The following is a 14026-nucleotide window of genomic DNA, read 5'->3' as shown; positions in this document are numbered from 1 at the left end:
ACCGTACAACGGTTGAGCGCATCCCCTCACTCCCGGCCGGGAACGCTGTATACCCTCAGACCCGGAATCCTCCGCACTTTTCAGCCCCGCTCAGCCCCGCTCAGCCCCGCTCAGCCCCGCTCAGTCCTTCTCCGCCCTTCTCCGCCCTTCCTCCGCACGGCCCGTCAGGAGCAGCGATGCACGGCCCCGGCACCCCGCCGCCCCACGGTCACCAGCCCAGCACCGGGGGCGTGGTGGCGCTCCGCGTGCTGTTCGCGCTGCTGCCCATCCTGAGCTGCGGGTTCCTCGCCTGGGGGACGATGCTGCGGCTCGCGCTGGTCACCCGTAAAACCCGGGACTGGTGGCTGTTCGGAGCCTCCGGCGCGGCCGAGGTCCTGTCGCTGGCGCTGATCGGCGCGGACCCGACGCCCGACGCCAGCGGCTGGCAGGGCAACGCGGGCGCCTTCGGCACGCTCCTGAACGGCCTCGTGGTGTGCATCTACTACCTCGTCGCCGAGATCCGGCACTTCGAGGCGCTCAAGGCGCAGCCCGCCGAGGCCGGCTGGTACCCGCCGCCCGCCTCCCCCTACGTACCGCCCCAGCAGCAGGCCGGGCCCGCCTACGGCTACCCGCCGGCGGCCCAGCCCGCCCCGCAGCAGCACCAGCCGCAGCAGCACCAGCCGCAGCCGCAGCACCAGACGCAGCCGCAGCAACAGCAGCCGCATCAGCCCCAGCAGCCCGCCCCGCAGCAGGCCCCCGAGTCCGCGCCCGCCCCGACCCCGCCCCCGCGCATCGGGCAGGTCCGCGCCGAACTCGACGAGCTCAGCGAGCTCCTGCGCCGCCAGCAGCCGCCCCACAACGAGGGCCCCCGCCCGTGACGGACCGGCTCATCGGCGACCGCTACCAGCTCGCCACCATCCTCGGCCAGGGCGGCATGGGCCAGGTCTGGACGGCGTACGACCGGCGCCTGGACCGCCGCGTCGCGGTCAAACTGCTGCGCCCCGACAAGGTGGCCGGCCCCGGCTCCGTGGCCGAGGAACTGCGCCGCCGCTTCGTGCGTGAATGCCGGGTCACCGCGCAGGTGGACCATCCCGGGCTGGTCACCGTCCACGACGCGGGCAGCGACGGCGACGAGCTCTACCTCGTCATGCAGTACGTCGAGGGCGCCGACCTCGCCGACCACCTCGCCGAGCACGACCCGTACCCGTGGCCCTGGGCGGTCTCGGTGATCGCGCAGCTGTGCTCGGTGCTGTCGGCCGTGCACGCGGTGCCGATCGTCCACCGGGACCTGAAGCCGCGCAACGTCATGGTCCGCCCCGACGGGACCGTGCTGGTCCTGGACCTCGGTGTCGCCTCCGTGATGGACACCGACACCACCCGCCTCACCAGCACCGGTTCACCGATCGGCAGCCCCGCGTACATGGCACCCGAACAGGCCATGGGCGGCGCCGTAGGCCCGCACACCGACCTCTACGCGCTCGGCGTGGTCCTGTACGAGCTGCTCTCCGGCAACGTCCCCTTCGCCGGCTCCACCGCGCTCGGGGTGCTCCACCGCCACCTGTACGAACCTCCGCTCCCAGTACGCCAGTTGCGCCCCGAGGTCCCGCAGCAGCTGGAAGCCCTCCTGCTGAACCTGCTGGCCAAGGATCCGCAGGACCGGCCCGCCTCCGCGCAGGCGGTGTACGCGTCCCTCGCGCCCCTGCTGCCCCACCACGGCTCGGGCGCCCCCACCGGCCCCCTCGACCCGACCCGGCCCTTCCTGCGCCCGCAGGCCCCCTGGCCCGACCGCGCCACCGTGATCCCGCCCCGGCCGGCCACCCCGCCCCCGCCGGCGAGGCCGGACGTCCCGGCGGCCGTGGAGGAGGCCAAGAAGCTCCTCGACCAGGGCATGCTCACCCAGGCCGTGGACATCCTCGGCGGCATCCTCCCGGCGGCGGCCGAGCAGCACGGCGCGCACTCGCCGGTGGTCCGCTCCCTGCGCAAGCAGTACGCGGCCACGCTGATGGACGACGGCCAGTACCGCCGCGCCCTGCCCGAACTGCGGCGGCTCGCGGAGGAGTTCCCGGCCGGCGACCCGCAGTCCCTGCGCTTCCGCTACGACGCCGCCCAGTGCCTGGAACAGCTCGGCGAACCGGCGGCCGCCCTCGCCGAGTACCGCGCGCTGCTGCCGCTCTTCGAGAACCACTACGCGAACCCGGACCCGGGCCTCCCGCTGGAGGTCCGCCGCCGGATAGCGCACCTGCTGCTCTCCCTCGGCGACCGCCCGGCGGCCCACGACACCCTGGCCCGCCTCCTCTTCGACGCGGAACGCCTGCACGGCCCGAACCACCCCTTCACCGAGGAGGTCCGCCGCACCCTGCTCTGGCTGGGTCAGGTCCGCTGACGCTCCGGCCGGGGCAGGTCCGCCGACGACGCCGGCCCGGGCAGGTCCGCAGACGCTCCGGCCGGGTCGGCCCGCCTAAGCCGCGGAAGCCGCGGAAGCCGCCGCCGGCCCGCCGCGAGCGGGCCGGGCCGGCCGGGCAGTCCCAGCAGGGCTGCCAGGACCACCAGGGCAGCCGCCAGGGCCGCCGCGCCCGCCGCGAGGCCCGGGGGTCGGAAGGTGCAGGTCAGACTGGTGGTGCGGCCGTCCAGCGGGACCGAGACCAGGCCCAGCCGGCCCGCGGCCGGGCGGCCGTTGCAGGTCCAGCCCGCGATCGCGGGGGCGGCGAGCACCGCCGTGCCCGTGCTGCCCGGCGGGAGCACCGCGCGGACGTCCGACGAGCCGACCCGTACGGACACCGCCCCTGTGGCGCGCAGCCGGGCCACGGCCGCGGTCAGCAGGGAGCGGTCCAGGCAGGACAGCTGCCAGTGCGCCGCAGCCGCCCGCTCGAAGACCAGCGCCGAGGCCGGGCCGCGGGAGACCCCCAGGGGCTGCAGGGCGGCCCTGTTGCGCGGCGGGCTGCCGTTCAGCCGGAAGGCCGGCCCGTCCGCGAGCCGGGCCGTCGCGTTGTACTCCGGGGCCCACAGGAAGGCCTCCGTCCCCGCCCGGCAGACCCCGGGGGAGAGCGGATCCTCGTAGACCCGCGCGCCCAGCAGCAGTTCCTGGTTGGCGAAGGGCGAGGCCCCGTACGCCGGTTCCGGGCCCGCCGGGCCCGCCGGGCGCACCGTGACCAGCGGCGGGACCTCGGCCCGGGTCACCGTGCCGTCCGGCCGCAGCCGGGCCCCGACGGAGAACACGGCGTCCGTCACCGGGTTGTCGAGGCTCTGCACGTTGCGGCCGCGCGAGGTCCAGCCCGCCCCCAGGGCCACCATGGTCCGCGTGAACAGGTCCGGGGTGTGGCTGCTGTAGTACGCGCCGCCCTCCCCGCCCAGCAGCATCGGGTCGTTGCCGGTCAGCGCCGGCCGCCCGGCGTCCGTGCGGTACGCGGGCCAGCCCCCGGCGTCCTTCAGGGCCCCGGCACGCGCGGTGTGCGCCGCGCCCCACACCGGGTAGTCGTCCAGGCCCGCCAGCTTGCCCCGCTGCCCGTGGGCGGTGGTCGCCGCCGCCTGGGCCAGCAGGACCAGCGCCAGCACGGCCGCCGCCGGCAGGACCAGGCGCGGGTGGCGCAGCGCCCACCAGGCGGCGCCCGCCAGGGCCAGGCCGCCGCCGAAGAGGGCGAGGCCCCACGGGGTCGAGAGCGTGCTCCCGCTCGCCGCGAGCAGTACGGCCGCCAGGACGGCGGCGCCGCCCGCCAGCGCCCACGGCCGGGGCGGACCGGCCGACAGCCCCGCCCAGGCGGCCATCACCACGATCCCGGCCAGCACGAAGGTCTGCCGGTACGGGCTGCCGTTTGGCGTCGCGAAGAGGTGCCAGGCCAGGTGCGTCGGCATCCACTGGAAGGACAGCAGCACCAGCAGCACGAGCCCCGTCCACACCAGCCGCTCCCGCCCCGCCACCGCCCGGTGGAAGGGCAGGGCCGCCGCGAGCAGCAGGGTCCCGGTGCCGATGAACAGGGCGGGGGAGGAGAAGGAGTAGGTGGCGGGCAGCAGCCGGGCCAGCAGGTCCTCGGCCGCCACCGGCCGGAACGGCTTGAACCACCCCGGGTAGGCCTGCTTCGAGCTGAGGAAGAGGGGGAGGAGCACCGGAGCCGACAGGGCGACGCCCAGCGCGGTGGTCAGGGCCGCCCGCGCCAGGACCCGGCAGGACATCCGGAGGGGCTCCGCCGCGCCCTCCCGCGCGAGCAGCAGCCGGACCAGCAGCACCAGGACCGCGCCCAGCGTCGCCATGTAGGCGGTGTAGAAGTTCGCCGTCCAGCAGAGCGCCACCACCACGACGGCCGCCACCGGCCGGCGCGAGCGTAGCGCCCACTCACCCGTCAGACACAGGAGCGGGAAGGCGATCAGCCCGTCCAGCCACATCGGGTTGTACGAGGCCTCGATCACCGACCAGCCGCACAGCGCGTACGAGGCCCCGAGCAGCCCCGCCGCCCACGCCGGTCCGCGCCGCTGGGTGCGCAGCAGCCAGGCCATCGCCGCCGCGGCGGCCGCCGTCTTGAGCACGGTGACCACGTACACCGCGAGGTCGATGTCCTGGCGCGGGAACAGCCCCACCAGGACCGCGAACGGGCTGGCCAGGTAGGTCCCGAAGTCGGGCAGGAAGCTGGTCCCGTACCCGGACTGCCAGTTCAGCAGCAGTCCGCCCCCGGCGCGCCCGTGCAGCAGGTCCCACAGGTGCGCGTGGAAGGGCACGAACTGATTGCCGAGGTCGTTGATGCTGCGGTGGCGCGGCCCGTACGGGAAGACGCGTGCCACGGCGTCGCCGGCGCACACGGCCACCACCGTGACCAGGGAGGCGAGCGCCGAGCCGGACAGACTGGGGCGGCGCGGGGAGCGGTGCGGTGTCGACATGGTGGGCCGACCCTGGCACTCCCGGTGGGCCGAAGGGTGGCCATCGGTGGACGCGAACCCCAACACCCCCGGAATCGTTGGTCGAACCAGTGGCTCTGATCACCTCGACTGCATAACATCGATCACCGCACGGCCCTTGTGCACCGAAGCACAATCTCCCGGCCCTGGAGGCTCCTTTGCACCGTCGCACAGCGCTCTCCGTTTCCGCCGCCCTGCTCCTGGCGGCCCCTCTGCTGTCCGCGTGCTCGGGCGAAGCCCGCCCCGGCACCGCGGCCGTGATCGGCGGCGAACGGATCACCACCTCCGCGCTCCAGGCCCAGGTGAACGACGTCCGCACCGCACAGAACCGCTCCGACCACGCGGCCGAGCTCATCGCGGCCGTCCCGCAGCTCGAGCGGGTCAAGCTCAGCACGATGCTGCAGAGCCGGATCCTCGACCGGATGGCGAAGGACGCCGGCATCACCGTCACCCCCAAGGACCTCCAGGAGGCCCGCAAGGCCTACGACGAGGGCAACCGCGGGGCCGCGGCCTTCGAGGAGGCGATCCTGCAGAAGGCCGCCGTCGCCCCCGACCAGATCGAGCGCTGGGTCCGGGACCAGGTGCTCTTCGAGAAGCTGAACGCGAAGTACGGCGAGGGCAAGCTCGCCGAGCCCGCCGCGAAGGCCGCGGCCGGGCTCGGCATCGAGGTCAATCCGCGCTACGGCGTCTGGGACCCCCAGCGGGTCACCCTCGGCGAGCACACCACCCCCTGGATCACCCAGGTCACCCGGCCCGAGCAGCCCCCGGCCGGCGCCTAGGCCGACGGCCCGGGCCGTCCCGCCGGGAGGTAGGTTCGGAGGGTGACTGACGACGTGTCCTCCGAGCCCACCGGCCGCATCGTGCTGCTGACCACGAGCCACCGGGTGGCCCCCGGCGTGCTGTCCTGGCCCGCCTGGCAGACCCTGCACGCCGCGGACCGGGTGCTGTGCGCCGACTCGGGCCACGTCCAGCTCCCCTACCTCCGCGAGGCGGGCGTCGACGTGGCCCTGGAGACCCCCGACGCCCAGGCGCTGATCGAGGAGTGCGCCGGCGGGCACACGGTCGTCGTCCTGCTGAGCGGCGAGGGAGACCGGCGGCTCACCGACGGGCTGGCCCGCTTCGCCGGCTCGGGCCGGGTCGCCGTACCGGACCTGGAGCTGCTGCCGGGCTCGTACGATCTCCCGGGCGCACGCCTGCTCGACCTCGTCCAGGTGATGGACCGGGTCCGGCGCGAATGCCCCTGGACCTCGGAGCAGACCCACGAGGGACTGGCGAAGTACGCCATCGAAGAGGCCTACGAGCTGGTCGAGGCCATCGAGGCCGGGGACCGCGAAGAACTGCGCGAGGAGCTCGGCGACGTCCTGCTCCAGGTGGTCTTCCACGCGCGCATCGCGGAGGAGGGCGGCCCCGGTGAAGAGGACGAACCGTTCTCCATCGACGACGTGGCGGGAGCCCTCGTCGAGAAGTTGATCCACCGGCACCCGCACGTCTTCGGCGACGCGACCGCGGAAACCCCGCAGGACGTGCACGCACACTGGCAGCGCACCAAGCAGGTGGAGAAGCAGCGGGAGTCGGTGACCGACGGGATCCCGCTCGGCCAGCCCGGTCTCGCGCTCGCGGCCAAGCTGGCGGGCCGCGCCCGTGCGGGGGCGGTGCCCGTGGAACTGCCCCGCGGGGAGGGCGTCGGGTACGAACTGCTGGATCTGGCGGCGCGCGCCGAGGCGGCGGGCACCGACCCCGAGACCGCACTGCGCGCGGCGGCCCGGACCTACCGGGACGCGATCCGTACGGCCGAGGGCGTCGGCGAATAGCCCTCAGCGGCGGGAGGCGCCCCGCAACGGCGCTCAGTACTCCCGGGGAGCCCGGCCGGACGGGTTGTGCCAGTGCGGGTCGGGGCGGTTCAGGAACCACTCGCCGAAGCCCATCGGCCGGCTTCCGTCCTCGTGGCTCTTGCCACTGGCAGGTACGGAGTCGTAGAAAATCCGGTCGGGGCGCGCGCCGAGTTCCTCCAGGAGGTACGAGGTCTCCCGGATGAACTGCGGCGGACCGCTGAGGTAGACGTCCTGGTCGGGCCAGAGCCCGCGGTTGCTGAGCGCGGTCGTCAGCCGGTCGGTGGCCTGGTTGCGGTGCTGGCCGGGGGCGGGGGTGATGTAGGTGACGCTCAGCCAGCCGAGGGAGGCCGCGTACTCGTCGATGAGCGGGCGGTCGTAGAGGTGGGCGGCGTCGCGTGCGACCACGAAGAGCCGTACGTCCTGATCGGGAGGGTGTTCCGCCAGGTCCTCCAGCATGGCGCGGACCGGGGCCCAGCCGGTGCCGGCGGCTATGAAGCTGACCGGGCGGTCCTCGCGGCGGAAGGTCATCTGCCCGCCGGCCGCGCCGAGCCGCAGCACGTCCCCGGGCTGCGTCTCGCGGATCAGGGCGGTGCTGAGGCGGCCGCCCTCGATCCGGCTCACGTGCAGGTCGAGCGTCCCGTCGGCGCGGGGCGCGTTGCCCAGGGAGTACGTGCGCCAGGTCGTCGGCACCCGGTCGCTGCTCACGCTCGTGTACTGGCCGGGGAGGTGGGGGAAGGGGGCGTGCGGGCGGAGGGTGAGGACGCCGATGTCCTGCCCGTACAGCAGGTGGCGTACGACTTCCGCGTCCCACCAGGGTGGGTCGTCGCTGGCGGCGGCGCCGGCCATCATCGCGTCGGCGATCACCTGGTACGCCTCTGACCAGGCCTTTTCTGCCTGGGGATGCCAGGCGGACCCGGAGGCCTCGGCGAGCGCGGCGATGAGGCTGGTGCCCACGGCCGCGTAGTGCTCGGGTCCCGCCAGGAACTTGCGGTGGTCGCGGCCGAGGTCGCGGAGATAGGGGACGAGCGTTTCGTTCTCCAGGTGGGCGATCACATGGGTGAGCGCGGCGAAGAGCCGGTCCCGCTGTCGTTCCATGTCTTCGAAGGAGGCCGGGAAGAGATCACGGACTCCGGGGTTGTGCCAGAACAGGTGGGAGTAGAAGAACTTGACCGCATGCTCGGCCCGTCTCTCCACCACCGCGAAGCTGCTTTTCAAGATCCTCACATCCACAAAACCGAAAGTAGGAACGCCGGGGAACGTGAGGTCAAGCCAGAGCTGATCTACGGACAGCCGCGACAAACAGCCCATATGGGGTGATGGGTGGCGGGCGGGATACGGTCTCCGGGTGCACGAGCAGACCTCCGCAGCCCCCGAAGAGCCCGCCGCCGACCAGTCCGTGGACGGATCCGTGGACGGATCCGCCCCACCGCCGACCCTGTTCGACTGGGAGTTCGCGACCGACCCGTACCCGGCGTACGCCTGGCTGCGCGAGCACGCGCCCGTGCACCGCACCACGCTCCCCAGCGGGGTCGAGGCCTGGCTCGTCACCCGGTACGCCGACGCCCGCCAGGCCCTCGCCGACCAGCGGCTCAGCAAGAATCCGGCCCACCACGAAGGCTCCGCGCACGCCAAGGGCCGGACCGGGATCCCGGGGGAGCGCAAGGCCGAGCTGATGACCCACCTCCTCAACATCGACCCGCCGGACCACACCCGGCTCCGGCGCCTGGTGTCGAAGGCGTTCACCCCGCGCAGGGTCGCCGAATTCACCCCGAGGGTCCAGGAACTGACCGACCACCTCATCGACCGGTTCTGTGAGAAGGGTGAAGCCGACCTCATCCACGAGTTCGCCTTCCCGCTCCCCATCTACGCCATCTGCGAGATGCTCGGCGTACCGCGCGAGGACCAGGACGACTTCCGCGACTGGGCGGGCATGATGATCCGGCACGCGGGTGGCCCGCGCGGCGGGGTGGCTCGCGCGGTCAAGCAGATCCGCAGCTACCTCGTCGAACTGATCCACCGCAAGCGCGATGATCTGGGCGACGACCTGATCTCCGGCCTGATCCGGGCGAGCGACCACGGCGAACACCTCACGGAGAACGAGGCCGCCGCGATGTGCTTCGTGCTTCTCTTCGCAGGTTTTGAAACTACGATCAACCTCATCGGCAACGGGGCCTACGCCCTGCTGCAGAACCCGGACCAGCGTGAACGTCTCCAGTCCTCCCTTGCCGCCGGAGACACCGACCTGCTGGAAACGGGCATCGAAGAGCTGTTGCGCTACGACGGCCCCGTGGAAATGGCCACCTGGCGGTACGCGACGGAGCCGCTGACTCTGGGTGGCCAGGACATCCCCGCCGGCGACCCGGTCCTCGTCGTGCTCGCCGCTGCCGACCGCGACCCGGAACGGTTCAGCGATCCGGACACGCTCGACCTCGCCAGGAGCGACAACCAGCATCTCGGGCTCGGCCACGGCATCCACTACTGCCTGGGAGCCCCCCTGGCCCGCCTTGAAGGCCAAACGGCCCTCGCTGAGCTGATGACCCGGCTGCCCGACCTGGAACTTGCCGTGGACCCCTCAGAGCTGCGCTGGCGGGGCGGTCTCATCATGCGGGGCCTGCGCACCCTCCCGGTCCGCTTCACCCCGAGCCCTGCCCCGGATGCGGGCAAGGCCACCTGACGGGTTCTTGCTGAGCCGCCGGTCGGCGGTGGCCTGACGGGCATTGGCGTACAAGTCGGGCGAAGGGCCGAAATCCCCTCGACCGGTACGGCCGTACCGCCCGGATCATCAGCAACTGGATGTGGGAGATGGTCGACAAGGGGACTCGGGTCGTCACCTCGGACGGCCGGATCGACTCGGACGACCTTGAGTTCAAGGTCGCCATGCCGACCTTGGCGTACCTCGCCGAGTTGGAACACGAGCTGATCTTCTCCAGGACTTGGAGCGGCCGGGAGTGGAAGCTCCAGGCGGGCGGCTGGGCAGGTGGGCCCCCGCCGTACGGCTTCGAGCTGCTGAACAAGGGACGGAACGGATCGACTGTCGTGAGCAGCGCGCGGGGACACCGGTGTACGTCCGTCCGGCCATCCCGCCGCTGCGAGTGACGGTGCGTGTGGCGGAGACCTTGAGAGTGGTCTCCGGCTCGCGACCCTGCTGACGCGGCTGCCCGATCTGGAACTGGCCGTGCCCGTCGGGGAGCTGCGGTGGCGTGGGGGGCTCATCGTGCGGGGGCTGCGGACGCTTCCGGTCCGCTTCACGGCCGAATTCAACGCCCAAAACATCTGAAACCGGCCTGACCGGAAGTCAGTTCGCTGTCCAAACTTGTGACCGGCGTTCGAAGGCCGCTAGGTTCTGCCGTTACCCCGCCGTTATGCGAAAGGTGCAGCCTCATGCGTTCCGGGAACGGCCGCCACAGACGCCCCCGACAAGTGCCCGCACTTGTCGTCACCGCCGGAGTCACCGGCACCGCACTCGCCCTGCCGCTGCTCGCCGCCACCGGCGCGAGCGCCGCGGAGACCTCCACGTGGGACAGGGTCGCCGAGTGCGAGAGCGGGGGTACGTGGAGCGCCAACTTCGGCGGCGGCGCGTACGGCGGGCTCCAGTTCAGCCAGGAGCAGTGGAAGAGCGCCGGCGGGCTGGACTTCGCCGAGCGCGCCGACCTCGCCAGCCGCTCCCAGCAGATCGCCGTGGCCGAGCGGGTCCTGGCTTCCCGGGGTCCTGTGGCGTGGCCGCTGTGCGCGGTGCAGGCCGGTCTGACGCAGGACGCGCCCGCCGCCGACGTGGACCCGGGCCTCCCCGGCGGTTCCGCATCCGCCACCCCGGCGCCGTCCCGCCCGGACGACACCGTGCCCCACACGGGCTCGGGCAAGTCCACGGACTTCGGGGCCCCGTCGCAGAAGGGACCGGCGGGCCCGTCGGCCTCGGTGCTGCCCGACTATCCGATCGGCGTGCCGGGCGAACTGCCCGTCATGCCCTCGCCGGACCTCCAGACGCAGCCTCCCGGCCTCCCGGGCGACCCGACGCCTCCCACGAGCCCGGCGGACCCCACCACCCCGGTGGGCCCCACCATCCCGGTGGACCCCACCACTCCCGCGCCGCCGTCCACGGACGCGACCCTGCCGGTGGACCCGACGGCTCCGGTGACCCCGTCCGGCCCCGGGGACTCGACGAAGCCGACGAACCCCGGCAATCCGACGAACCCGATGAATCCGGCAGACCCGACGAACCCGGCGGATCAGGTCAACCCGGTTGATCCCACGGCCCCGACGACTCCGGCCGCACCCGGCGAGTCCGCCTCCCCGACCGCTCCGGCGACCCCCGGTGCGACCGAGGGCGGCGGCAAGCACCGCGGTCCGGCCGCCGTCGAGACGCCTGCCGCGCCTGACGCCGCGTCGGACCCGACGTACACCGTGAAGGCGGGCGACAGCCTGATCGCGATCGCGGACGCCAACGGAGTGAAGGGCGGCTGGAAGGGCCTCTACGAGGCCAACGAGCAGGTCATCGGCGGCGATGCGGACCTGATCAAGCCCGGCCAGAATCTGGATCTAACGCATCAATAGGGACACTTGAGGTGCCCGGAACCAGCTGATTGTCCGTTTTCTATAAGTGAGACATGTGTCTCTTCAGGTCAACTGGCGTGTCCCGCCCGCAGGGTTCCGCAAACCCCGCCCTCACCTGCGCAAACACCCTTCCGGGGAGCGCAAGTAGGCACCGTTTCCCCCCGATGTCGCTCGTTGAACATCGGGGGGAGACCTGTCTACCTTCTGAATCGCTCGCCACCGCGGGCTCCTTCGACCGCATCGCCGAATCCTGCCGGCGGACGGAGGGAACACTCGTCGCGTAAAGCGCCGAAGGCAGGAGCGGGGGAACCAAGGTAGGCGCCGGTAGCGGCCGTTGAGAGACGGTCACTTCAGCCGGCTAGGGGTTAAGCCAAGCGCTAGGTCGCTCGGCCGGGCACTCACTCGCCCGAACCCGACAGCTCACCTCGTAGGCGTCGGTGAGGAGAACTCCATGCTGCTTTCCGGCAAGGGCAAGCACCGTCGCGGCTCCAAGGCCGTCCGCATCGTCACGCTCGCCGGTGTCGCGGGTGTCGCCGTCGCGGCTCCCCTGATGGCCGCGGGCACCGCTTCCGCCGCGACCGCTGGCGAGTGGGACCGCGTCGCCTCGTGCGAGTCCGGCGGCAACTGGTCCATCAACACGGGCAACGGCTACTACGGCGGCCTGCAGTTCTCGTCCTCCACGTGGGCCGCGTACGGCGGCAAGACGTACGCCGCGCAGGCCAACCAGGCCTCCAAGTCGCAGCAGATAGCCATCGCCGAGAAGGTCCTCAAGGGCCAGGGCAAGGGTGCCTGGCCGCACTGCGGCGTCGGCCTGTCGAACTCCTCCTACAACGGCGGCTCGGCCCAGACCCCCTCCAAGCCGAAGACGCAGCCGAAGCAGGAGAAGAAGACCGAGGCTCCGAAGAAGGAGACCAAGCGCGTCGAGGCTCCGACCACCCGCTCCGAGCGTCCGGCCGCCGCGCCGAAGGCCGAAGCCCCCAAGACGGGCAACGGCTCCTACGCGGTCAAGTCCGGCGACACGCTGGGCGCGATCGCCGACGCGAACAACGTGTCCGGTGGCTGGGAGAAGCTCTTCGAGCTCAACAAGGACATCGTCTCGGACGCCGACCTGATCTACCCGGGCCAGAAGCTGAAGCTCAGCTGAAACCCGTGAGAACGGCCGTGGCCGCTTGTGCGGCGACACGCGGTGGTTCCACCACGTAATTCCACCGCCCGGCGCGTAACCCCCTTCGCGCCGGGCGGTGCTGTGTGCGGGTGTCTCCGGCCTGACGGACCCTCCGGAATGCCGATGATCAAGGGTCCTATGTCCCGTAAGGGGGGCATTCAGGCCCTTTTTCGTCCCAGGACCCGGGCGGTCGGCTGGCCGAGTGCCCAGAGGCGGTTAGGCTCTAAGCGGCAAGGCCATCCCACGGCCTGACATGCCACCGCACACCCAGCGTCACATCCCAGAAGGAGATGCTCGTGCCGTCCATCGACGTCGTCGTAGCCCGGGAAATCCTGGACTCCCGAGGCAACCCCACGGTCGAGGTCGAGGTGGGCCTCGACGATGGCAGCACCGGCCGTGCTGCAGTCCCGTCCGGTGCCTCCACCGGAGCGTTCGAAGCCGTAGAGCTCCGTGACGGTGACCCCAACCGCTACATGGGCAAGGGCGTGGAGAAGGCGGTCCTCGCCGTCATCGAGCAGCTCGGCCCGGAGCTCGTCGGCTACGACGCCACCGAGCAGCGCCTGATCGACCAGGCGATGATCGACCTGGACGCCACCGAGAACAAGGGCTCCCTCGGCGCCAACGCCATCCTGGGCGTCTCCCTCGCCGTCGCGCACGCCGCGTCCGAGGCCTCCGACCTCCCGCTGTTCCGCTACCTCGGCGGCCCGAACGCGCACCTGCTGCCCGTTCCCATGATGAACATCCTGAACGGTGGGTCGCACGCCGACTCCAACGTCGACATCCAGGAGTTCATGATCGCCCCGATCGGCGCGGAGTCCTTCTCCGAGGCCCTTCGCTGGGGTGCCGAGGTCTACCACACCCTCAAGAAGGTCCTGCACACCAAGGGCCTCTCCACCGGTCTGGGCGACGAGGGCGGCTTCGCGCCGAACCTGGAGTCGAACCGCGCCGCGCTCGACCTCATCGTCGAGGCCATCAAGCAGGCCGGCTACGTCCCGGGCACCCAGATCGCGCTCGCGCTCGACGTCGCCGCGTCCGAGTTCTACAAGGACGGCAACTACGAGTTCGAGGGCAAGTCCCGCTCGGCCGCCGAGATGACGGACTACTACGCCGAGCTCGTCGAGGCGTACCCGCTGGTCTCCATCGAGGACCCGCTGTTCGAGGACGACTGGGCCGGCTGGAAGACCCTCACCGACCGCCTGGGCTCCAAGGTCCAGATCGTCGGCGACGACCTCTTCGTCACCAACCCCGAGCGTCTCGCCCGCGGCATCGAAGAGGGCTCGGCGAACGCCCTGCTCGTCAAGGTGAACCAGATCGGTTCGCTGACCGAGACCCTGGACGCCGTCGAGATGGCCCAGCGCAACGGTTTCAAGTGCATGATGTCGCACCGTTCCGGTGAGACCGAGGACGTCACGATCGCCGACCTCGCGGTCGCCGTGAACTGCGGCCAGATCAAGACCGGCGCCCCGGCACGCTCGGACCGCGTCGCCAAGTACAACCAGCTGCTGCGCATCGAGGAGATCCTCGACGACGCCGCGGTGTACGCGGGCCGCAGCGCGTTCCCGCGCTTCAAGGGCTGAACACCCTGATCGGTCCTTAGGGGCGCAAGCCTCCCTAC

The 14026-nt window shown here is 72.0% G+C and carries 10 protein-coding genes, 1 pseudogene and 1 riboswitch; of the genes and pseudogenes, 9 read left to right on the top strand and 2 right to left on the bottom strand.

All coding sequences use genetic code 11. The features are described from left to right. The first annotated feature begins 176 nt into the window (after positions 1 to 176). A complete protein-coding gene (locus MTF69_RS16755; protein ID WP_243335239.1) occupies positions 177 to 857 on the top strand; it encodes a hypothetical protein in 681 nt (226 codons plus the stop codon). Next, positions 854 to 2362, top strand: coding sequence for a serine/threonine-protein kinase (locus MTF69_RS16750; RefSeq protein WP_308401411.1), 1509 nt, complete (start codon positions 854 to 856; stop codon positions 2360 to 2362). The genes MTF69_RS16755 and MTF69_RS16750 overlap by 4 nt, the downstream gene beginning before the upstream one ends. On the opposite strand, the gene MTF69_RS16745 is transcribed toward MTF69_RS16750, so the two are convergent. Beyond that, positions 2350 to 4845, bottom strand: a complete 2496-nt coding sequence (locus tag MTF69_RS16745) for a YfhO family protein (protein WP_243335238.1) — start codon at positions 4843 to 4845, stop codon at positions 2350 to 2352. The genes MTF69_RS16750 and MTF69_RS16745 overlap by 13 nt on opposite strands. A 176-nt stretch (positions 4846 to 5021) precedes the next feature. Here MTF69_RS16745 and MTF69_RS16740 point away from each other — a divergent pair, with 176 nt between their 5' ends. Together MTF69_RS16740 and MTF69_RS16735 are read left to right on the top strand one after the other, a co-directional pair. After that, positions 5022 to 5642: a SurA N-terminal domain-containing protein gene (locus MTF69_RS16740; RefSeq protein WP_243335237.1), complete on the top strand. Its 621-nt coding sequence runs from the start codon at positions 5022 to 5024 to the stop codon at positions 5640 to 5642. Between the two features lie 42 nt (positions 5643 to 5684). Further along, positions 5685 to 6674, top strand: coding sequence for a nucleoside triphosphate pyrophosphohydrolase (locus MTF69_RS16735; RefSeq protein ID WP_374323203.1), 990 nt, complete (start codon positions 5685 to 5687; stop codon positions 6672 to 6674). A 33-nt stretch (positions 6675 to 6707) separates the two neighbouring features. Here the strand turns inward: MTF69_RS16735 and MTF69_RS16730 are convergent, their stop codons facing one another. After that, positions 6708 to 7919, bottom strand: a complete 1212-nt coding sequence (locus MTF69_RS16730; protein WP_243335236.1) for a globin domain-containing protein — start codon at positions 7917 to 7919, stop codon at positions 6708 to 6710. A 172-nt stretch (positions 7920 to 8091) separates the two neighbouring features. On the opposite strand from MTF69_RS16730, the gene MTF69_RS16725 reads away from it, so the two are divergent. The 5 genes and pseudogenes from MTF69_RS16725 to eno all read left to right on the top strand — a co-directional run bounded on the left by MTF69_RS16725 (position 8092) and on the right by eno (position 13988). Further along, positions 8092 to 9369 carry a cytochrome P450 gene (locus MTF69_RS16725; protein WP_243335610.1) on the top strand — a complete coding sequence of 426 codons (1278 nt, stop codon included), beginning with the start codon at positions 8092 to 8094 and terminating at the stop codon, positions 9367 to 9369. An 89-nt stretch (positions 9370 to 9458) separates the two neighbouring features. Continuing rightward, a pseudogene (locus MTF69_RS16720) lies at positions 9459 to 9791 on the top strand (recombinase family protein); the annotation flags it as partial. Positions 9792 to 10115: 324 nt separating this feature from the next. Then, the gene (locus MTF69_RS16710; protein ID WP_308401410.1) at positions 10116 to 11246 is read left to right on the top strand and encodes a transglycosylase family protein; all 1131 of its coding nucleotides are present in this window, start codon (positions 10116 to 10118) and stop codon (positions 11244 to 11246) included. 276 nt (positions 11247 to 11522) lie between these two features. Beyond that, positions 11523 to 11695: riboswitch (cyclic di-AMP (ydaO/yuaA leader) on the top strand. 2 nt (positions 11696 to 11697) lie between these two features. Continuing rightward, positions 11698 to 12390, top strand: coding sequence for a transglycosylase family protein (locus tag MTF69_RS16705; protein WP_243335224.1), 693 nt, complete (start codon positions 11698 to 11700; stop codon positions 12388 to 12390). 311 nt (positions 12391 to 12701) lie between these two features. Further along, positions 12702 to 13988 (top strand): phosphopyruvate hydratase, encoded by a 1287-nt coding sequence (gene eno, locus MTF69_RS16700; RefSeq protein ID WP_243335222.1) that lies wholly within the window; start codon positions 12702 to 12704, stop codon positions 13986 to 13988. Positions 13989 to 14026 lie beyond the last annotated feature (38 nt).

It is taken from the genome of Streptomyces sp. AP-93, assembly GCF_022808175.1.
In the GTDB taxonomy this organism is placed as follows: Bacteria; Actinomycetota; Actinomycetes; order Streptomycetales; family Streptomycetaceae; genus Streptomyces.
The sequence above is the reverse complement of the archived record's forward strand: the minus strand, read 5'-3'. Positions and strand labels throughout refer to the sequence as shown.

Coding starts and splice junctions, on each gene's coding strand:
- MTF69_RS16755 (WP_243335239.1), top strand. CDS start 177: ATGCACGGCCCCGGCACCCCGCCGCCCCACGGTCACCAGCCCAGCACC.
- MTF69_RS16705 (WP_243335224.1), top strand. CDS start 11,698: ATGCTGCTTTCCGGCAAGGGCAAGCACCGTCGCGGCTCCAAGGCCGTC.
- eno (WP_243335222.1), top strand. CDS start 12,702: ATGCTCGTGCCGTCCATCGACGTCGTCGTAGCCCGGGAAATCCTGGAC.
- MTF69_RS16745 (WP_243335238.1), bottom strand. CDS start 4,845: ATGTCGACACCGCACCGCTCCCCGCGCCGCCCCAGTCTGTCCGGCTCG.